The 21,083-nt window shown below is 43.1% G+C and carries 16 protein-coding genes; all 16 read right to left on the bottom strand.

The features are described 5' to 3' along the window. The coding region (locus HFM85_RS06690) for a MerR family DNA-binding transcriptional regulator (RefSeq protein WP_118568420.1) at positions 1 to 87 on the bottom strand (87 nt) is incomplete at its 3' end. Positions 88 to 310: 223 nt separating this feature from the next. Continuing rightward, a complete protein-coding gene (locus HFM85_RS06685; protein WP_173738388.1) occupies positions 311 to 859 on the bottom strand; it encodes a phosphatase PAP2 family protein in 549 nt (182 codons plus the stop codon). Between the two features lie 234 nt (positions 860 to 1,093). Further along, positions 1,094 to 1,768 carry a V-type ATP synthase subunit D gene (locus tag HFM85_RS06680; protein ID WP_119240458.1) on the bottom strand — a complete coding sequence of 225 codons (675 nt, stop codon included), beginning with the start codon at positions 1,766 to 1,768 and terminating at the stop codon, positions 1,094 to 1,096. Positions 1,769 to 1,782: 14 nt separating this feature from the next. Next, complete coding sequence (locus tag HFM85_RS06675) at positions 1,783 to 3,156, bottom strand: V-type ATP synthase subunit B (RefSeq protein WP_118061791.1); 1,374 nt, start codon at positions 3,154 to 3,156, stop codon at positions 1,783 to 1,785. A gap of 1 nt (position 3,157) precedes the next feature. Further along, on the bottom strand, positions 3,158 to 4,927 hold the full coding sequence (locus tag HFM85_RS06670) for a V-type ATP synthase subunit A (protein WP_173738387.1): 1,770 nt from the start codon (positions 4,925 to 4,927) through the stop codon (positions 3,158 to 3,160). A 24-nt stretch (positions 4,928 to 4,951) separates the two neighbouring features. Beyond that, positions 4,952 to 5,272 carry a V-type ATP synthase subunit F gene (locus tag HFM85_RS06665; RefSeq protein WP_119240455.1) on the bottom strand — a complete coding sequence of 107 codons (321 nt, stop codon included), beginning with the start codon at positions 5,270 to 5,272 and terminating at the stop codon, positions 4,952 to 4,954. Continuing rightward, the gene (locus HFM85_RS06660; RefSeq protein WP_173738386.1) at positions 5,265 to 6,236 is read right to left on the bottom strand and encodes a V0D/AC39 family V-type ATPase subunit; all 972 of its coding nucleotides are present in this window, start codon (positions 6,234 to 6,236) and stop codon (positions 5,265 to 5,267) included. Before HFM85_RS06660 ends, HFM85_RS06665 begins: the two co-directional genes overlap by 8 nt. 30 nt (positions 6,237 to 6,266) lie before the next feature. After that, the gene (locus tag HFM85_RS06655) at positions 6,267 to 6,860 is read right to left on the bottom strand and encodes a V-type ATP synthase subunit E (protein WP_173738385.1); all 594 of its coding nucleotides are present in this window, start codon (positions 6,858 to 6,860) and stop codon (positions 6,267 to 6,269) included. Positions 6,861 to 6,880: 20 nt separating this feature from the next. Beyond that, positions 6,881 to 7,351 carry a V-type ATP synthase subunit K gene (locus tag HFM85_RS06650; RefSeq protein WP_015526259.1) on the bottom strand — a complete coding sequence of 157 codons (471 nt, stop codon included), beginning with the start codon at positions 7,349 to 7,351 and terminating at the stop codon, positions 6,881 to 6,883. A gap of 4 nt (positions 7,352 to 7,355) precedes the next feature. Continuing rightward, positions 7,356 to 9,362: a V-type ATP synthase subunit I gene (locus HFM85_RS06645; RefSeq protein ID WP_173738384.1), complete on the bottom strand. Its 2,007-nt coding sequence runs from the start codon at positions 9,360 to 9,362 to the stop codon at positions 7,356 to 7,358. 16 nt (positions 9,363 to 9,378) lie between these two features. Further along, positions 9,379 to 9,687: a hypothetical protein gene (locus HFM85_RS06640; RefSeq protein WP_173738383.1), complete on the bottom strand. Its 309-nt coding sequence runs from the start codon at positions 9,685 to 9,687 to the stop codon at positions 9,379 to 9,381. Positions 9,688 to 9,957: 270 nt separating this feature from the next. Further along, the gene (locus tag HFM85_RS06635) at positions 9,958 to 11,055 is read right to left on the bottom strand and encodes a substrate-binding domain-containing protein (RefSeq protein WP_173738382.1); all 1,098 of its coding nucleotides are present in this window, start codon (positions 11,053 to 11,055) and stop codon (positions 9,958 to 9,960) included. Positions 11,056 to 11,195: 140 nt separating this feature from the next. Then, complete coding sequence (locus HFM85_RS06630) at positions 11,196 to 11,894, bottom strand: RluA family pseudouridine synthase (protein WP_119240450.1); 699 nt, start codon at positions 11,892 to 11,894, stop codon at positions 11,196 to 11,198. 1,765 nt (positions 11,895 to 13,659) lie between these two features. Then, entirely contained in the window at positions 13,660 to 15,810 is a 2,151-nt protein-coding gene (locus HFM85_RS06625; RefSeq protein ID WP_173738381.1) for an ATP-binding protein, read from the bottom strand. Positions 15,811 to 15,956: 146 nt separating this feature from the next. Next, positions 15,957 to 17,801, bottom strand: coding sequence for an ABC transporter substrate-binding protein (locus HFM85_RS06620; RefSeq protein ID WP_173738380.1), 1,845 nt, complete (start codon positions 17,799 to 17,801; stop codon positions 15,957 to 15,959). A 58-nt stretch (positions 17,802 to 17,859) separates the two neighbouring features. Then, a complete protein-coding gene (locus tag HFM85_RS06615) occupies positions 17,860 to 21,066 on the bottom strand; it encodes a response regulator (protein WP_173738394.1) in 3,207 nt (1,068 codons plus the stop codon). Between the last annotated feature and the right edge of the window lie 17 nt (positions 21,067 to 21,083).

Below are 21,083 nucleotides of genomic sequence, written 5' to 3'. Positions count from 1 at the left end.
TAAGATTCCCTCTCTGTCCCATCTCTGAAGCGTTTTTACAGAAACACCTAATAATTCAGCAAAATCTTTTGGTTTATAATTTGTGATATTTGATGTGTTCATAATATACCTCCATAAGTATATTTAAACACATTTAATATCTTTTTACAATATATTTAGTTGCTTATATCATCCTCCTTTTATCCGATTTATAACGTTCCAGGTAATTATTGATCTCTCAGAACACTCTGTTTCTATAGCAATTCCAGGAATTATTGCCTTGCGTTTTATTGTACCTCGTTCAACTTCCACGTGTCAATACTTTATCTTGTTAAAGTGCATGAGGGTCTTTTTTCCTTACCAACCACACAGACAACGTACTGCCCGCCAGTGCCACCAGGAATCCGGCAAGAACATCCGTAGGATAATGAACCCCCAGATACAGCCTGGAAAAAGCCACAAGTGCAGCCAGGATCACTGCCGGAACACCGTATTTCTTCGGAAACATCCGCGCTATCACCAACGCAACTGCAAAAGATGCTGTCGTATGTCCTGACGGGAAAGAAAAATCTGTCGGTTTTGCGATCAGCGGAGTCAGAGCATCGATCACTGCAAAAGGCCTTGCTCTTGCTACCAGATTCTTAAGAAGTACATTGGTGACAAGAGCTCCAAATATAATTGATAAAGATGCTGCGCATCCCACTTTTCTGGTCTTCGAACTCACCAGAAGGATCACTGCACACAGGATCCAGAACCAGCCTCCGTTTCCCAGAAATGTGATCATTTTCATAACCGGTGTAAGAATATCTGACCGAAGATATTGCTGGATCAGAAGCAGAATCTCTCCGTCCAGATTTTGTATTGAATGTAAAATACTCATATATACCTTGCTGTTAAACCAGCATTCACCTCTTCCTCTCTTTATTTTCCTGCAGACAATACAGATGATTCCTTTTTATTCCTGTTGTTATCTGTGTCTGCCTGCCCCAAATATTTGTCTTACGCAAAACGCCCCTGCACTGCCAAAAATACCACAGTACAGAGACGTTTTCCTTCCCGTTGCTTAAAAACTTTCTATAATAAATTTTCCTTTTTCTGATACGATTCCTGTTCTTTACGCTCCGCGTTCTGCCTCCCGCTCTTTGTAGTGATGAGCCTCTTCAAGCATCATATCCTTCACCTTCATCAGTCGAATCTGCGTACTTCTCTCATTTTCATCCAGCTTCATGGTGATGTATTTGATGTTTGCCTGAGCTTCCGGTATAATTACGTGCTCCAGAGCATTTACACGTCGTCTGGTCTTCTCGATCTCGGAAGCCATCAGCTGGCAGGCTTTTTCCACTTCTGCCAGACGAAGCATGTCAGGAAGTATATCCTCCAGGGATTTCACCGCTCCGTCCAGATCACTGGAGGTAAAAGCAAAACCATAGGAATAGATATCGTTAGCATCCGGTGTTCTTGTTTTATATTCAAAAACAGGAATATCCACACTCATGACATTCTTTTTTCCGGTTTCCAGATAAACTTCCTGCTTGGGAGCCATCAGTGCCGTATTCAGAGTTTCCTCCGACATTCCGGCTTTTGCAATAACAAAATTGGTATTGGCACTTCGGATACCAGCCTCTACCTTCTGACGCAACTCCATGTTCTCGCGTACCAGGTCCAGAAACTGTCTCATCAGCTCATCTCGCTTATCCTTCAGAAGCTTGTGTCCGCGCACTGCAGTCACCAGCTTTTTTTTCTGCTTCGTAAGCTCCATACGGGTAGGATTCACCTGTGTTGATGCCACAAATCATTCCCCCTTTATACTTTTCCGTAATACTGGTCAAGGAATTTGTCATCGATACGTTTCAGCTCGCTTCTCGGAAGAATGGAAAGCAGCTTCCAGCCAATCGCCAGTGTCTCCTCAATATCACGGTTTGCCTGATAGCCCTGGGAAACATATTCCTTTTCAAAAGCATCTGCAAATTTTGCATAAATAAGATCAATATCAGAGAGAGCAGCCTCGCCAAGAATGGTCATCAGCTCTTTGGCCTCTTTACCACGGGCATATGCAGCAAACAGCTGGTTCATGGTGTTGGCATGATCCGCTCTTGTTTTGCCTTCACCGATACCTTTATCCTTCAGTCGTGACAGAGACGGAAGAACATCAATCGGCGGTGTGATTCCTTTGCGGTAAAGCTCACGGCTCAGGATGATCTGTCCCTCTGTGATGTAGCCGGTAAGGTCAGGAATCGGATGAGTCTTGTCATCCTCAGGCATGGTCAGGATCGGAACCATGGTGATACTTCCTGCTTTTCCCTTCTGACGGCCTGCGCGCTCATAAAGAGAAGCAAGGTCCGTGTACATATATCCGGGATAACCACGACGTCCAGGAACCTCTTTACGCGCTGCGGAAACCTCACGGAGAGCATCCGCATAGTTTGTAATATCTGTAAGGATTACCAGTACGTGCATGTCTTTTTCGAAGGCAAGATACTCTGCTGCTGTCAGTGCCATTCGCGGAGTAGCGATACGCTCAACAGCCGGGTCATTTGCCAGGTTTACAAAAAGAACAGTACGGTCTATCGCTCCGGTTTCCTTAAAGCTCTCTACAAAGAAGTTTGACTCCTCGAAAGTAATACCCATGGCAGCAAATACAACCGCAAACTGCTCATCTTTTCCACGAACCTTCGCCTGTCTTGCGATCTGTGCTGCAAGCTGTGCATGAGGAAGACCGGATGCTGAGAAGATCGGCAGCTTCTGTCCACGAACCAGTGTATTCAGTCCGTCGATCGCAGATACACCGGTCTGGATAAACTCCTCCGGATAACTTCTGGCTGCAGGGTTCATCGGAAGTCCGTTGATATCTCTTCTCTCTTCCGGAAGGATCTCAGGGCCATCATCGATCGGTCGGCCCAGACCGTCAAAAACACGGCCCAGCATGTCGCCGGATACGCCAAGCTCCATGCTTCGTCCCAGAAAACGTACCTTACTGTTGGAAAGGTTGATACCTGTGGAACTCTCAAACAGCTGCACCAGTGCATTGCTTCCGTCGATCTCCAGAACACGGCATCTTCTCGTTTCGCCATCGGCAAGCTCAATCTCACCAAGCTCGTCAAATGCCACGTCTTCAACGCCACGTACCAGCATCAAAGGGCCGGCAACTTCCTGTATGGTTCTATATTCTTTTGGCATTTTACAGGCCCTCCTTTCTCAGAAGTTCTGCAATCTCTCCTGCAAGCTGACGTGTTACTTTTTCATATTCTGCTGCCAGCTCATCCTCTTTCGTATATTTGTAACGGCCGATCTGCTCACGAACCGGCAGTTTTACGATGTCGTTGATATCAGCTCCCTGCTTCAGCGCATCCACGCCAGCATCATAAAACGCAAGTACCAGACGCATCATATTGTGCTGTTTTTCCAGAGATGTATAGGTATCGATCTCATGGAAAGAGTTCTGGTGAAGGAAATCCTCACGGATAGAACGGGCTGCCTCCATTTTCAGGCGGTCACCAGGTGAAAGTGCGTCCATACCTACCATCTTTACGATTTCCTCAAGTTCTGCTTCTTCCTGAAGAAGAGTCATCATTTTCTGACGAAGCTTCATCCAGTCCGATGCCACATTCTCATCAAACCAGCCGCCTACGCTATCCAGATACAGAGAATAGCTGGTCAGCCAGTTAATAGCCGGGAAATGACGTTTGTATGCAAGATTCGCATCCAGTCCCCAGAATACCTTTACGATTCGAAGGGTTGCCTGGGAAACAGGCTCGGAAATATCACCACCAGGAGGTGATACAGCACCGATGGCTGTCAGCGCACCCTCTCTTCCGTCCTTTCCGCTGCAGATCACATGGCCTGCACGCTCGTAGAACTGTGCAAGACGGGAGCCAAGATATGCCGGATAACCCTCCTCACCCGGCATCTCCTCCAGTCGTCCGGACATCTCACGGAGAGCCTCGGCCCATCTGGATGTGGAATCTGCCATCAGAGCTACGGAATAACCCATATCACGGAAATACTCTGCAATGGTGATACCTGTATAAATAGAAGCCTCACGTGCCGCAACCGGCATGTCTGAGGTGTTGGCGATCAGAACAGTACGCTCCATCAGAGACTGTCCTGTTTTCGGGTCCTTCAGCTCCGGAAACTCGTTCAGAACATCTGTCATCTCGTTTCCACGCTCACCGCAGCCGATATAAACCACAATATCTGCCTCAGCCCATTTTGCAAGCTGATGCTGGATAACTGTTTTACCGCTTCCAAAAGGTCCCGGAACTGCTGCAACGCCGCCTTTTGCGATTGGAAACATGGTATCAATAACACGCTGTCCTGTTACCAGAGGTTTTGCAGGCGGAAGTTTTTTCTTATATGGGCGGCCACGTCGTACAGGCCAGTGCTGCATCAGTGTCAGCTCCTTGTCCCCATTTGCAGTTGAAAGAACCGCAATCGTCTCATCCACTGTGAATTCGCCGGATTTAATTTCTTTCAAAGTTCCCTTCATATTCGGAGGAACCATGATCTTCTGTGTAACAACAATGGTTTCCTGAACAGTTCCGAGAACATCGCCGCCTTCCAGCTCATCTCCAACTTTCGCTGTCGGAACAAAGTTCCATTTTTTGTCTCGTTTCAGTGCAGGTACCTCAACACCACGTTTCAGATTGTTGCTGCCTGCTACTTTCATGATATCGTCCAGCGGACGCTGGATTCCATCGTAAATACTTGTAATAAGGCCAGGTCCCAGCTCTACAGAAAGCGGAACTTCCATTGACTCTACCGGTTCTCCCGGACGAAGTCCTGAAGTCTCCTCATATACCTGTATGGAAGCCTCATCTTCGTGCATCTCAATGATCTCACCGATCAGACGCTGATCGCTTACACGGACCACGTCGTACATATTCGCATCTCGCATACCCTTGGCAATTACCAGCGGGCCTGCTACTTTTTTAATGGTTCCTCTGCTCATCTGAACCAATCACCTGCTTTCTTGTCACTCATTACTGAAAAGAATATCAGAACCAACTGCTGTCTCCACAGATTTCTTCACATTTTCGATACCGGCACCTGTATTCCCGGAAATTCCCGGAATCTGGATAATTGCCGGAATCAGTGTCTCACTGTATCTGCTGATCTCTGCGGAAAGCTGTTCCGCCAACTGTTCCGTAATATAAATAACTGCATATTCATCAGCTGCCAGACGGTTAAGCTTCTCCCGTCCCTCCTGGGGATCCTCCACCGGAAAAGTATCAAGGCCAAGAGCTGCAAACCCGTAAATGCTGTTATAATCACCTAAAACTGCGATCTTATACATACATCTCCCTTGCCCTTTCCCGGATAAACTCTTCCGGAAGGCCGCTGCGCTTTCCGGTAAGAATGATCCGCACCGTCTTGATCTCATTTTCTCTGGCAAGTACATAAGCTACCAGCGGTCCCAGTGAAAATGAATTGTACAGCTGTGGACGGATCGTTTCCATGATCTGGTTGTCGCACCATCTCTCAAAAGCTGATGCCGACTCTGCCAGTGCCTGTGCCCCGTCCACATATTTCGTTTCTGCCAGATAACTCATGATCTGATCCATTCCGCTTACTGCTGCATGGATCAGCCTCTCCTTATCCAGCGTGTCACATTCTGCCATGGCTTTCTTCATAAAATCCGAACTTTTTCCTGTTTTGCAGGCACGTACTGCGATCCGGATATCTGCTACTGCTACCGTGGATTCCGCATACTGCCGGACGATCTCCTCTTTTGACCGTTCCCCGGCTTTTTTTATGGCATCCAGTGCTGCCCTGTCAACAATAATATCCGCAAGCTGACCGTCTCTTGTATACAGAAAAGTCTCATACGCTTCTCTGGCTGTTTCCCTCATATATTCCGGAAAACGGTCATATTCCTTATCTTTCAGGAACTTTACCATATCTTCCCCGTCAACAGCGCAATCACTGAAAAAAATATTCGGTACTGCACCAGCCAGAATACTGGCTTTCACTGCAGCCTTCAGGTTATGGAAAAGATCCTGATAGGAAAGAACGGAAAATACAGATCTGTCCGCTACCAGAGAATCCATGATCTCCCATATCTTCTCCCTTTCCCTGGAAAGGATCGCATCTGCTCCTGCCGCAGGATCACCATTTCCCCAGCCTTTCTCAGTGAGAAGCTGCAGGCACTGCTGTTCATCCTGACATGCCAGAAGCTGCTCGATCGCTGCCTGATTCAAAAGTCCGGTCTCCAGAACACGTATCCGCGCCACCGCATAGGCATAATCTTCACCAAACATATTTCACGCCCTCCTTCTTGCGATGGTGTTTTACGCAAACAAAATCTTTCTTACCTGATCCAGAAGTTCATCCCGTTTCTCAGCAAATACAGCATCAATTGAACAATTCTCCTCAATACCGCCGTATACCAAGATGAAACCTCCATCTATATTTCTGGCTTCACCGGAAAACTCCAGCGCGCCGCCCTTTTTCTCAGCCATGCTCCTGATCTCCTCACGGAAATCTGCCGGCATCCGTTCCAGATCCTTCCGGGAAAAACAGATCTCCCCATCTTTAGGAAGAAGATATTTCCCAGCCATATTTTTAAGGATCTCAAAATATTTCTCTTCATCCAGATTCTTCACACGTTCACAGGCATCTGCGATCACGCTTCCGATCAGTTCCTGCCTGGCAGCAAGAACTGCGGTACGTCTCTTCATATCTGCCGCAGAAGCTGTACGCTCGTCATAACTTTTTACCTTTGCCCTGGACTGTTCCTCCCGCTGCTGCCGGATCTCATCTGCTTTCTTTCCGGCTTCATCCAGGATCTCCGCGGCTTTTTTCTCCGCATCACTGATCGTAACAGCTGCAGAAGCATCGGCCTCTTCAAGAATCTGGCTCACCATCTTCTCTAATCCTGTCATGCTCTGCCCCTCCTGATAAATCAAACCTGAATTCCGCTGACTGCAAGAATGGAGATCAGAAGAGCCAGAATCGCATATGTCTCAACCATTGCCGGGAAAAGCATCGCTTTACCGAACTGCTCAGGCTTCTTGGCAACGATACCGATGGAAGCTACAGAGGTCTTACCCTGATGGATCGCAGAAAGAAGACCTGCGATGGCGATTGGAAGACAAGCCACAAAGATCATAAGACCGGTTTCCAGGGAAATATCAGCAACACCGCCGCCCAGGATACCAACCTTGGAAAGTGCAAGGAATGCAACCAGAAGTCCGTAAATACCCTGCGTACCGGGAAGAAGCTGCAGAAGAAGAACTTTTGCGAATTTATCCGGATCTTCTGTTACAACACCAGCAGCTGCACGGCCGGCTGTACCAACACCGATAGCAGAACCTATACCTGCAAGAGCCACGGAAATTGCTGCTCCCAATAATGCCCAAACGATACCACTCATAATATTAGTCCTCCTTAATATCTACATATTTTGTATTTTCGCGGAATGGGTGGAACTCTTTTCCCCCGCCCTCAAAGAATTTGCCGAAAAATTCCACGTACTGTAATCGGCAGGTGTGCACATACGCACCCAGAAGATTGATCAGAAGATTAAATATATGACCAATCACAAATACAAGAATAAATACGATCCATCCCAAAATACTGTCTCCCAGCATACTTCCCATCTGGTTCATAACCGATGCGATAACACCGGTGGCAAGTCCCAGAGCCAGAAGTCTGGAATAGGAAAGGATATCACTTACCCAGCCTGTAATGTTATAAAGATCGTAGGCTCCAAGAGCCAGTCTCAGAAACGGATTCTTCTTATCTCTTCCTGACATGAAAAGGATTCCAACAGCACCGATGATCGCCATCCATTTACCGATCTGTACCACTGCTGCCGGAAGATTCAGATCCATCTGTGAGATAGAACGGAACATGCTGCTCGGAATAAAAATCAGGATCAGTCCCATAAGAAGCATGAACCAGAGCACTATATCACAGAAAAAGTCGAGATATTTTTTATCACGGATCAGCATATAACCCTTCAGCCCCATTCCAAGGAACATATGGATCAGTCCAAAAAGCATGGAGAACACCAGAAGTCTCATCGGCTCATTCAGCGGTGCAAACCATACCGGCTTCACTGTGACCGGTTTATGCAGATATACTTTTGAAAATACATCTATGAAATCTCCGAAATATCCGCCAAACATCACGCCCCAGAACAAAGTGGACAATCCACAGTACATGAAAAGCCTGATAGATTTCTGCATTCCGCTCTCCATTCTGGGGAACTTCAGAAGCACTCCCAGACATACTGCAAAAACAATAAGTCCATACGCTGCATCTGATAACATCAGTCCGAAGAGGAATACATAACATGCTGTCATGATCGTTGACGGATCGATCTCTCCTTTGCCGGGAAGACCGAAAGCTGCCAGAACTCCTTCTCCTGCTGCTCCGAATTTACCATTCTTAAGAACAACCGGAACACCCTCTCCATCAGCATCTTCTGCTTCAAAAACAATATCGTATTTCTCCGTAAGCCGTTTCTCTATTGACGGAACCTGTTTCTTCGGAATATATCCGGTCACAAAAAAAGTGCTCGCTGACTGGCGGAGCTGGCCCAATACTTCGTACTTCTGTGCACGGATCCGAAAATAATCCGAAACAAGCTGAAGGTTATTCTTATGAGTATGAAGGCTGCGGATCTTCTCCTGTATCCTGCCTGTTTCTTTATGGATACGTTCCACTTCATCCTTCAGGTTCTGAAGTTCCTGTGCAGGTACTTCGGAAACCAGCTGTGCAGGTCTTGCAAATCCCTGCATACGAAGAGCCTCTTCCATCTGCTGTGCCTGAGACTTAAGACATACAACAGCCAGACAAAGCTTTCCGGCATCTGACGAAATCTCCTGAATATCAAAAGCTTCCAGATCAGGTGCATCTGCTGCAAGCCGGGTATATACCTGGTCACGTGTCACATTCCCGTCGATACTTCCAATCAGTACTGCTGTCAACTCTGTTCCGGAAAAATTCATTGGAATATCCAGAGCGATCCAGGGTGCCAGCGCAGCTTCCTGCTGCTCGATCTTAATAACAGCTGCACTGTTCTCTGTAAGACGCTTCCTGTATTCCAGGATCTCCCTGGCTGCCTTCAGTATTTCTTCCTGATTCTCAATGACTTCCTGCTCCTGCTTCCTCCCGACCAGAGGCTTGCCGGCCAGTGAAGCCAGCATAGATTCCTTCTCCTGTGAAAATTCATCCAGAATCATAATTGCCTGGTCACATAGGGATGCATTCTTTTCGAAAAGCAGCCTGGCATTCATGGTATCCATGGTCTCAAGATCGGGATCCAGCTCTGCCGCATCGATCTCCAGAACTCCAAGCGACTGCAATTCTTCCAATATGGCCTTACGGTTCTTCTTCATTGCGCAGATACTGATTCGCTGCATCTGCAATACTGCCATTTTCGCATTCCCCCTCTCAGAACAAACTGTCCATTACTGCCTGGATCGCCTGCTCACGCTTCGACTCCGCTTTCTTTTTCAAAGCTGCAAGTTCCTCCTTTACCTGTTCATCGACAGTGTTCTCTGTACTGTGTGCACGCTCCTCAGCAGCTTTCATATCAGATGCCGCTTGTCCGGCAGCGGTTGTCTCCGCCTTTCTGATAATCTCCTCCGCCTCTTTCTCAGCCTCGCTGACGATACTCTGTGCACGAACGGATGCATCTTTTATTTTCTGCTGTGCTTTAGCCTCCGCTTCTTTCACTGCCTTGATCGTTTCCTGGATCATCTGATCACCGCCTCTCTGCATATCCAAATTGTACCATAATTGTATCTGTAAAACAATATTTTTATGCAATTGTTATATTTATAATTTATTTTCCGTTAAAATATCGTCGATTTTGTTATATTTTTGCCGTTTTGCAGAGACTTTTTGTTTATTTATTCTGTTCGTGTTTTTTATTTTTATACATAAAAAAAGAATCATCTTCCAGATAAAAACCTCTTCTGCGTCTTTATCTGACAGATGACTCTTTTATGTAGCTGTTCCGGTTATCTTTTAATTATAGATATAATTTGCGTAATCTTCGCTTTCAATATTCTCTGCATCGATCCACGCCGGGTCAAGCAGAACTTTTTTCTCAATTTTTACTTCTTTCTTAGGTGCTGTTGCCTGGATCGCAGCCCACATGGTCTGATATCCCATTGCATAAGGATTCTGTGAAAGAATGCCAAGTTCGTCTCCGCTCTTAACCGCTTCCTGCTGCTTGCTGGTTGCATCTACGCCAACCATGGCAACCTTATTATCACCTGTATCTTTATTCACAGACAGGAACATCTCCGATACATCGGCATTGGTGCAGAAAACACCATCCAGTGCCGGGTATTTATCAAGAACTTCCTGCATGGCTGCTTTCATATCATCAACCTGATCGGAATAAATTGTCTCAACAACCTTGATATCTGTGTAGTTCGCAATGTTATCCAGAAAGCCCTGTACACGTTCCTGGGAGCTCTGAGTCTTCTCCTGTGCTGCAAAAACAGCTACATTTCCCATTTTTCCAATGGCACTTCCCAATTTATACGCTGCATATTTACCGATCTGCACATTATCTGTTCCGCGAAAAGCCTTCACCAGCTTCGTATCGCTGACATTGGAATCAAAAGCGATCACCGGGATTCCGTTCTCCCTAGCAGCCTCAAGCTGTGCCTGGCAGGATTCCATATCCCCGGCAGAAAGGCATACAACGGACGGATTCTCCGCAATAACTGCATCAAGTGTATTGATCTGGCTCTCTACGTCCTCTTCATTGTCCGGCCCTTCAAAGGTCATTGTGATCTGGTCATCTTTCTTAAAACCATAAGCTGCGTTCACATCCTTGACAGCAGCCTGCATTCCTTCTTTTACTTTATCCCAGAATTCACCCTTCGTACTCTTACTCACAACTGCGATCCTCGCTCCTGCCTCAATCGACAGGCTGTCATCGATCTCAGGAATCGCCGGATTCTTCTCTTCTTCCATCTCCTGTGCTTCAGGAGTCTCCTGGACATCTGCAACAAGCGGTGCAACTAGCTTCTCTACTTCTTCCTTCTGACATCCTGTCAGCAGAGTCGCCGCAGCCAACAAGGCCACTGACATTACTGCAACTCTTTTCATTGTAATCTCCTCTTCCTCGCTGGTTACTGTTCTTCATGGCCTCTCTTATCCGTCCACAGTAACGTATACTTTACAAAAATCTTACATTTGGTTACTCGCTTTTTACATTATACACTTTTTCGTATTTCCGTCCAGAGTTTTTACAGTTTTTTCACAAAATCCAGAAATGCACTGCCCTGAGGCTCTGTTTCGAACTTCATCTGCTTCCCTGTTTTCGGATGCTTAAACTCAAGGCCGCAGGAGCATAATCCCAGGGATACACCTCTCTCCCCTGACGGATTGTACTTTCGGTCACCAAGAAGCGGCATTCCTGCATGTGAAAGCTGCACACGGATCTGATGATGGCGGCCTGTTTCCAGTTTGATCTTAAGAAGTGTACGGATCTTTCCATTGATTTCCTTCTGATCCAGTACTTTATAATGAAGGATTGCTTTCTTCGCCCCCGGTGTATTGGCAGGTACTGTCTGTGATATATTGGCCCTTCCGTTCTTTTTCAGATAATCAGTAAGTGTACCCTCTGATTTCTCCGGCTTCCCTTCTGTTACTGCCAGATAATACTTCCCTGCGCCCCCGGCCATGATCTGCTTGCTTAGATTTCCCGCCGCACCGGATGTTTTCGCAAAAACAAGAACCCCTTCTACCGGCTGGTCGAGGCGATGGATCACCGCCAGATACGGCATTTTTCCGGGATTCTTCTGTGCAAGATAATTCTTCAAAGCACTTTCCATATCCATGGTTCCTATCCCCGCTGCCTGTACCGGCATTCCCGATGGTTTTCTGCAGACAAGAATATCTCTGTCTTCATACAAAATATTTTTTTCGATTTGATTATTATACATTTACAGCTTACTTCCTTTCTCACAGAAGTATAACTGATGATAATTTTAATGGCAACCGGTAAATATATTTTGTGAATGCACAACGAGACGGTCATCACTTTTTTTTACTTTAACAGTTTCAAAAAATGATGACCGTCTCAACACTCTTCGTTATTCAATTTTTCTTCCTCTTCATTCTTTCGAATCGAGTTTTCTGGTTATATTTCTTATTTAATAATCGAAATCTATGATTTTATATACCTGATAAAATAATTCCGATTCTCTGTATTAAGTTTTTATAATTTTTTCTTTTTCTATTCCTTCGTATTATTTATTTCCTGCTCATAAACGATCAATATATAAATTATATCTGTTCGATTATTTAGAAAGTTTTATAGATTTGGAAATCAATTAATCCGAGGTTCGATTTCCTTTTTGTTTTTTTGAAGAATTGCGGTGGTTACACTTTTTTCTGTTTCCTAAATAATTCTGAACTTAACTTCTTAAATTCAAAACCATTTGTCATCTCTGTACCTTATGATCTGCTGATTCAAATCGACCTGTTGGGATTTTCTCCTCTGCAGTTCTGATAAAGTATCCTGAGAAAAAAGTTCCTTCCCGATTACTTCTATTATAATATCCTATCAGATATTCTTCTGATGCAAAGCTTCAAACCATATCCTGATGTTGCTGATATGCTTTTCAAAGTATCGTTCTCATCTTCACTTCTGTTTCTGGAATCTCTTCTTTCCAACAAACCAGTGAGTTGAGGGTTTTACTCTTTCGGGAAATATTTCTTTACATATTTCCTGAAATCTTTGTATCAGGTGTGTGACAGTTGTTCAATATGAGTTACCGATTCTATAATACCTGAAATACTGAATTCCTTATGTTTCTGATTTCTCTCATTTTAACTGATGTTAAAATATAAGTAAGATTTAAGAGGTTCTTATTTATATCTTATGAGAGAAATTGATGTATTTCTTAAGGGATATCATTATGTGATATGTATCAGGTCTTTCTTGCAGGAAATCCGGTTCCTGTCACTCTCATATTGATGAAGTTGTTTATTATGTTCCCACTGGAATCACCTTTTCCTTTCTTATCTTCATCCTTTCATGTGCATCTATGCTATGAATTGAATGAATTTCTTATTTTTTTGATTTTGTTTTATCTCTTGTTCTTTTTGATGGTCTTATAATAACACTGTTGTGTTGTTTTGTCAATACATTTTTGCATTTTTATATTAATATTTTTGTTTATTATTTGTTTTATGTTTTTATATTTTATTATTTGTTTGTATTTTTGATTATTTTCTGTTAATTTATTTGTTTTATCCGTTAAGATGATAGCTTCACAGAGGATATCCTATACGTCAACTGAATTCAGCCTGTTCTTTTCGCCAAAAAATCCCCGACCGGAAGATTTTGTCTGATTGACCTTTCTTCTGACCGGGGATTTGAGTATAGATGTCTGAAAAAGCTGAAACTCCGTTTCTGTTAGTTACCTTTTGAGTCAAAGTCTCTTGTGGAAATAATGCCGTTATAAAACTTCGCATTTGTGTAGATCAGATAATCTGACACATCTTCTACAAGTGCTGTTCCAGCTTTATTTGCAAGGTGCGCTTTAGTATATAGAATGAAGGTTGTAAATTTCAACTATTTTGCACATTGATTTTTTCAACTTTCCGGACAAAAAATAAAACCTGCCTGGGAATCATCTTTTCAGATAAAACCCGGCAGGCTGCTTCTGTTAAATATGTTTTTCTGCTTTTTATATCCATTTGTCACTGTTCAATGGCCTGCGTTTCGGTGCCCCTCCCGCCGATTTTTATTCTTCTTATCGTCTTTTCCAACGTCTTCATATCAACCGGCTTTGAAATATGGGCATTCATACCGGCTGCCAGAGAATGCTGAATGTCCTCAGAAAATGCATTGGCGGTCATAGCAATGATCGGAATCGTCTTTGCCAATTCATGAGTACTCCTGCGGATTGCTCTCGTTGCATCATAGCCATTCATAACAGGCATCTGCACATCCATCAGGATCATGTCATAATCCCCTGGGGCAGACTGCTCAAATGCCTCCAGAACTCTTTCACCATTTTCACAGATGATACACTCTGCGCCCTCAATCTTTAACAGTTCCATTAGGATTTCTGCATTTAGCTCATTATCCTCTGCACACAGGAACCTCATTCCTTTCAGGGTATTACTATCCGGTTCATCTATTTCTTCCTGTGCTGTCAAAACAACCTTTCTGTCCTCTGCAATTCTCAGATCTATGAGAACCTCAAAACAGCTTCCCTGTCCCAGTTCACTCTCCACATCAATGGTGCCTCCCATTGCTTCAACCAGATTTTTGGTAATAGCCATTCCAAGACCGGTTCCCTGTATCTTATTAGTCACAGAACTTTCAGCCCGGGTAAAAGCATCAAAGATCGTCTCTTTGAAATCTGCCGACATTCCTATTCCATTATCGCTGACTAAGAAACGGTACTTTGCGTAGACAGATGACTTTGTCTCACATTCTTCTACCAGAAACTGAATTTTTCCACCTTTCTGCGTGTATTTCACTGCATTAGAAACCAAGTTGCTGAAAATCTGCATTAAATGAACCTTGTCACCATTCACCCACTCGTGCCGGATGTTTTCTTTTATGATCGTAAGAGTCTGGTTTTTTTCGTCTATCTGTGAATGGAATATGGTATTGAGTTCTGTAATAAAATCCAAGATGGAAAAATCGATATACTTAAAAACTGTTTTTCCTGCCTCAATTTTGCTCATATCCAGAACATCATTGATGATTCCTAACAGATGCTGTGATGAAATGTCTATTTTATCTGCATACTCTATTACTTTCGCTTTATTGCCTGCATCATGTCTGATCAATGACGTCATACCGATAATTGCATTCATTGGTGTACGAATATCATGTGACATATTGGACAGGAAATCTGTTTTCGCCTTATTTGCATTTTCAGCTGTCTGCAAGGCTTCCGTTGCAATGTCCTTTGCCTTTTTCAGTTTTTTATTGGCGACTTGCATTTCCCTCAATGCCTGTATCTGAATCTCATTATTTCTTTTTTCATATTCAGCTTTTTGATCAGCAAGACGGCGTCTGGAAATACTGTAGAATAATCCGGCAAAAAGCAAAAGTATAAAACCTGCCATGAGTAATGTTGTAAATCCTATTGTTTTCTGATAATCTTTCAGTACATTATCTACAACACTCTTTTCTACAATACAGATCAGCATGGTGTTATTATTTTCTATCGGACAGTATCCCAGATAGTAAGGTTTGTCACTTCCCAGAAGTTCTACCCCCTGTTCTCTGCCATCCAGCTTTTTTTGAAGAGAATCAGCCTCTTCCTCAGCGATAGCCTGATCTCCTTTTAAATGCTTTAACAAAAAATAGTTTCTAAAAAATTTATCTTCTTTCTGATTTGTATAAGTAATATTTCCGTCGTTATCCAGCATAAACAGATACGCATTCCCGTTATAGCTTTTCACACTTAACATAGAATCTAATTTTGAATGATCATACAAGGTTCCAATTGCCGTATAAGTTTCCCCATTAATCGTATATTCCTGACATGGAATTGCAACCAGATAACCATCTTTTTTCTTCTGGTTGTAATCAAGAGAAACCAATTTTCCAATATTATATCCGTTCCTCAAATCCAACAAAAGTTTACTTGGCATGTCAACCCGAAGTTTTGTTCCATCAGTGGTTATTGCCTTTCCATTTTCCTGGAGAAATATAAGTGTACTTTCAGATTCTTTCTGCCATGCCTCAAAGAACTTCTTGTTTCTATCCAGTTCAATAGATCTCACTTCCTCTTGAATAAGAGAATCCTCAAGCAAATGCAGCTGGCTGTAGTATCCATTCACCTGCAGATCATAGGTCTGCTGTATCTGTTCAACAACAGCTCCCATACTGCTTTTCCCGTTTTCCGCGATATAGCTGTTCATCCTGTTCAAAAGGAGCTTTACAAAAATTAAGCTTAAAAGTATAAGAATTAAAAAAAACAATGGTACTATGATCTTTTTTCTTTTTGTTATCGCTTGTTCTTTTCCCACTTTTATTTTTCAACCTCTATATAATCTTCCGGTGCTGACGGTTGCTGTCCGTTTGCCATTGCTGCAGTCCATGCACTTGATAATGTTGTGTCCTTAAGCTGCCTGATCTCACATTCCAGATTTATTTTTTTCAAAACAGACATTGTGGTGTCTGTAAGAAGAATAGAGTACTCCTTGTCTTTGTCTGTTTTTTTCTTATTTACTTCTATGTCCTGTAATGAGAATCCGTTTTCCTCCTGACTGACGATTATTTTCATACCGGATGCAATTGGTAATTCATATTTATTGGTTACATGAAATTTCTCATCAGAATCAGCAAGATATTTCTCCGCAAGTTCATAAACCTCTTTGCCATTGATTTTTGCCAGATATAATGGTGTATCTGAACTCTTTGCTGTCATCAAAGCAACCCGGCTGCCGGTGCACTCCCCTTTGTAAATGGAAGAAGTAAAATAATAATATGGTACCAAAGCCAGCTGAGCATCATTTTCTTCTCTGATCGTAGTTAAAATAGAAGATGCCGCATCACGACCGTTTTTATCATTTAGTGAAATAGAATATTCATTTTCAAAATTTACTGTGTTTTTTTCTTTTGAATCCTTACTGTTCATTGTGCTGCGAAAAGCATCATACGCCTGTGTTTCATCCATTTCCCCTGACAATAATCCGTGAACAGCCTTAAGGCTGGCATCAAATGATTTTTGAGCAGAATATCGGATATAAACAGAATTATTATTAATTTCATCTTCAAGGCCAGGTACATCTTCCATCATGTTTGGAACATCTACATTTAATGAAATTACACCCTTTCCTTCTGCAATCAGCGTTTGTCCTTCTTTTGAAATCATACGATCCAGGACATCGAATGCCAGGTCCAGTTTTTCCTGATCTTTTTCCAGGTCTTTGTTGAATGCAATATTCAGAGAAGGGGTCATATTTATAAAAGATTCATCCGAAATCTGTGAAAAAAACGGTATACGGGTTAATTCTGCACCCATCTGTTCCTGATATTCCTGCATAAGTGCCGGATAACCATGAAACATTGCTGCTTTTCCCTCAAGGAACATCTGCGCTGCAGTATTAATATCGACGCTGATATCATCACTTGTAAAATGTGAGTCCTTCAAAAATGTATTGGTTTCTGAAAAAATACGTTTCCATAACGCATCATCAAACGCAATATCCCCTGATGCACTTTCAGCTGAGCTTCTCCATTCGATTCCATCCAGACTCATGAATTCACCGATTGCACCTGCCTGAATCACCTCATGAGCAGACCAGTCTTCTGCAAGATCCAGGGAATACGGTTTTATACCATTATCATAAAATTGCTGGCATGCCTGTGCATATTCCTTATAATTTTCCGGTATCTTGATCCCGAGCTGCTCAAACAATGTCTTGTTGGCAATGATCGTCTGCGGCATACCGCAGATAGGAAGCCACTGAATCTCATCTTTTGAGTTTTTATAATATTGCAATGCATAAGAGTAATATCTGGAAACCACATCATAAGAAGCAAAATCCATAAGATACGGCTCCAGATCCTGTGCATCTGTTCCTGAGAATCGACGTACAGTTATGATATCCGGCAGTTCACCATGTTCTTCAAAATAGCTGTATAAATCGGTATCATTGTTGCCGGTAATAAACTCAATATCCTGATCCGGAAACTGCTCATAGATATAGGGTACAATATTTTTCATTAAACGATTTTCCCACAGATACACAGTAAGGTGATCATCATTTTCAGATACTGCTTTTTCAGATTGTCCACAGCCAGACAAAACAGTAGTTGCTACAAGCACCCCTGACAATAAAGCTATCAGATAATGTTTTGCCTTTTTCATACTCGTATTTTCCTCATTCTTTCCTGCTAAAATCATTAATTCAATAATCGGGAATCAATTACAGCCAGCTTTCCAGGACATCATTCAGCTTATTCATATCCAGCGGTTTTGCGATATGTCCATTCATGCCTGTGTTTTTTGCCAGCTGTACATCTTCTGCAAAAGCATTGGCAGTCATGGCAACGATCGGCAGTTTTCCCTGTTCACCCGGAAGGCTCCTGATCGCTGCGGTTGCCTCATAACCATTCATGACAGGCATTTGGATATCCATAAAAACAAGATCATACAAGCCTTTCGGAGAAACTTCCACTTTTTCAACTGCAGCTTTTCCATTTTCTGCTGTTTCCACTTCTGCCCCTGTCATCTGTAAAATTTCAACAGCAATTTCTCTGTTTAACTCATTATCATCAACCACCAGAATTCTTTTTCCTGTATAATCTGCTTCTGACAGCTTCTGCAGATAATTTCTTGCTGCTTTTTCTTTTCTGTCCGAAGTAAACTGCCGCAATGTTGCCGTCAGCCTGGAACGGAACAGCGGTTTTGCAATAAAAGCATCTACACCTGCAGCCTTTGCTTCTTCTTCAATCTCGCTGAATTCATAAGATGTCAGTACAATGATGGTAATCTCTTTACCTATACGCTTCCGGATCTGTCTGGCAGTTTCTATTCCATCCATATCCGGCATCTTCCAGTCCAGAATAACAGCAAAATAATCGCACTTCAACTCGTGGTGTGCATAACAACGCTCAACGGCTTCTCTGCCGGAGAGAACCCATTCACCTGTAATACCGATTTCTTTCAGTGTGGCAACTGTACTTTCACAGCATGTCTTATCATCATCCACAACCAGAACAGGAAGATTCATCAGATTTTTGTCCTGTGCTTTTTCTTTTTCCTGAAGCTCCAGGTAAATCGTTACCGTAATTCTGGTTCCCTTATGTAAGGTGCTCTCCACTTTAATATTACCATTCATCAGATTAACAATATTTCTGCTGATCGCCATTCCCAGACCAGTTCCCTGAACTCTGGTTGTCCGGTGATCATCTGCGCGACTGAAAGGATCAAACATGATTTTCTGGAATTCCGGTGACATACCGATTCCATTATCCTCAATCGTAAATTCATAGCATCCAAGCTCTGAAAATCCATTTGGCTTTTCCTCTATGGAAAAAATAATATTCCCACCATCCGGTGTATACTTGATCGCATTACTCATCAGATTCACAAACACCTGCTGAATCCTCAGACTGTCACCGCAGACATCCTCATGTTCAATGTGATTAATATGTATATCAAAATTATGTTTATGTTCATCAAGCACCGGTTTCGTAAGCGTAATAAGATTATCCACCAGTTCTGACAGATTGAAATCTTCCTGTGCCAGCGTCATTTTTCCGCTTTCGATACGTGCCATATCCAGCACTTCATTGATCAGCCCCAGCAGATGGCGGCTTGATTCTGTAATCTTGCTGAGACATTCAATAACTCTGTCCTGACTCTCAATATTTGCTCCTGCGATCGCTGTCAGACCGACAATAGCGTTCATCGGTGTCCTGATATCATGGGACATATTGGAAAGGAATTCTGTTTTCGCACGATTAGCATTTTCTGCAGAACAGTAAGCCTCTTTCAGTGCCTGACGGGATTCAATCTCTGCTTTTTTCTCCTGTGTCACATCCATGGATGCCAGCAATACTTTTACCAGTTTTCCATCCTCCCATTCCAGGGGTATGTAAGAAGCGATCTTATAAGTCTTTTCATCCTGGCTGCAATACTCAAACTTATAAATATCATTTTCACTTTTCAGTTTTTTCCGAATATTATCCGGGGCTATCAGGATATCTATAGCTTCCAATGGTTCCAGTGTCTTATATTTTTCAAGAACCTGCATCTGAAAATCATGATAAAATCCCAGAGGTTTATATATCATCTGTCCATTCAGATTGTAGAATTCATATCTGTCATTTTCCAGATCACAGACAACAAAACGGTCAACCAGACGCACAATACTCTGGATCAGCTGCTCCATGGAAGCATTATCCGCTGCCATCTGCAGATGCCGTGCACTCTCCACCTTTGTCTCTGTGATATCCCGCAGAAAGATCATGGCATATTCTGAATCCTCTATCTCGCCGCGTATGATCACATTACGGACCCATCGTTCTTCTCCATTCAGAGTGATACGGCACTCCAAAGCCAATTCGGTTTCCAGACCCTTCAGCCTTTCTGCAATATAACCACGGTCGTAAAAAGAGGATACCGCCTTCTTATCTTTCTCCACAACATAGGAATCCACAAAATGCCGGATCAATTCATCCCATGTATGACTCTGTTCAAAGACTGTCATCAGGGATGTTTCAACCTTAAAGGTATCAAAAGTATTCGCTTCCAGATTCACATAATACTCGCACAGATCTGCTTTCGTAAAAGCTCGGTGGAAAGCAGCAGATTTTTGTGCCTGCATGATTTCTTTTTTCTCCCCATCAATGTTAATAAAAATCCCGGCAATCCTGCTGGCAGAACCATCCAGACGGCGTATTACTTCTGCCGATGCCCGAAACCACTGGTATTGATTATCCTTCATTCTCATACGATACTCTACCTGGTATTTTATCTGGTTCGTCTTATCCTTAATTGCCGCCTGAAGCTGCACCATTACTCTTTCTTTATCCTGTGGATGCAGAAGATCTGACCAGGATTCCAGTTTATTCGGAATGTCCAGAGTGTCATGATAGCCAAGCATTTTTCGGAATTCATGACTCCAGTTTGCATTCACAATCTCACTGTTTTCGTCACAGTCAAAATACCAGAAGCCGGAACAGATAGCCTCATTGAGCAGTGCCAGATTTACATGATCCCAGTTGACCTGTACGGACATAACCCAGATCTGTCTGCCCGCCTCATCTGTCGCATCTTCTTTATAAAGCCGTACATTATTCACTGTACCGTCTGCTGTAAGGATCTGTGATTCCCCTGCTCCGTGAAGCTGCAAAAAACGATCTCGATCCAGTATATCTTCCTCGCCATAAAAGAAATTTTTCAATGAGCCGTTTGTCTGCTTCATAAAAGAGTCGAATGTATATCCTGTACTATGTAACAGCAGATTGCTCACAGATAAAACAGACAGGTTTTGGTCATAATATCCTGTCATTATGCCTACCCCGCCATTATTTTCCAGTGTTTTCTGTACTGCCTGTGACATGGCCTGTGTCTGTCCCGGTACAGTCTCACTTAAAAAATATATTTTGTCTTCATAATTTCCCATTTTATAAAAATCCTCAC

Source organism: Blautia schinkii, from assembly GCF_013304825.1.
GTDB classification, from domain to species: Bacteria; Bacillota; Clostridia; order Lachnospirales; family Lachnospiraceae; genus Blautia_A; species Blautia_A schinkii_B.
The sequence above is the reverse complement of the archived record's forward strand: the minus strand, read 5'-3'. Positions and strand labels throughout refer to the sequence as shown.

What these genes read in the sequence shown, in the direction of transcription:
- HFM85_RS06685 (WP_173738388.1), bottom strand. Translation starts at nt 859, where the DNA reads ATGAGTATTTTACATTCAATACAAAATCTGGACGGAGAGATTCTGCTT.
- HFM85_RS06675 (WP_118061791.1), bottom strand. Translation starts at nt 3,156, where the DNA reads ATGCCAAAAGAATATAGAACCATACAGGAAGTTGCCGGCCCTTTGATG.
- HFM85_RS06670 (WP_173738387.1), bottom strand. Translation starts at nt 4,927, where the DNA reads ATGAGCAGAGGAACCATTAAAAAAGTAGCAGGCCCGCTGGTAATTGCC.
- HFM85_RS06665 (WP_119240455.1), bottom strand. Translation starts at nt 5,272, where the DNA reads ATGTATAAGATCGCAGTTTTAGGTGATTATAACAGCATTTACGGGTTT.
- HFM85_RS06660 (WP_173738386.1), bottom strand. Translation starts at nt 6,236, where the DNA reads ATGTTTGGTGAAGATTATGCCTATGCGGTGGCGCGGATACGTGTTCTG.
- HFM85_RS06655 (WP_173738385.1), bottom strand. Translation starts at nt 6,860, where the DNA reads ATGACAGGATTAGAGAAGATGGTGAGCCAGATTCTTGAAGAGGCCGAT.
- HFM85_RS06650 (WP_015526259.1), bottom strand. Translation starts at nt 7,351, where the DNA reads ATGAGTGGTATCGTTTGGGCATTATTGGGAGCAGCAATTTCCGTGGCT.
- HFM85_RS06645 (WP_173738384.1), bottom strand. Translation starts at nt 9,362, where the DNA reads ATGGCAGTATTGCAGATGCAGCGAATCAGTATCTGCGCAATGAAGAAG.
- HFM85_RS06640 (WP_173738383.1), bottom strand. Translation starts at nt 9,687, where the DNA reads ATGATCCAGGAAACGATCAAGGCAGTGAAAGAAGCGGAGGCTAAAGCA.
- HFM85_RS06635 (WP_173738382.1), bottom strand. Translation starts at nt 11,055, where the DNA reads ATGAAAAGAGTTGCAGTAATGTCAGTGGCCTTGTTGGCTGCGGCGACT.
- HFM85_RS06630 (WP_119240450.1), bottom strand. Translation starts at nt 11,894, where the DNA reads ATGTATAATAATCAAATCGAAAAAAATATTTTGTATGAAGACAGAGAT.
- HFM85_RS06625 (WP_173738381.1), bottom strand. Translation starts at nt 15,810, where the DNA reads ATGGGAGCTGTTGTTGAACAGATACAGCAGACCTATGATCTGCAGGTG.
- HFM85_RS06620 (WP_173738380.1), bottom strand. Translation starts at nt 17,801, where the DNA reads ATGAAAAAGGCAAAACATTATCTGATAGCTTTATTGTCAGGGGTGCTT.
- HFM85_RS06615 (WP_173738394.1), bottom strand. Translation starts at nt 21,066, where the DNA reads ATGGGAAATTATGAAGACAAAATATATTTTTTAAGTGAGACTGTACCG.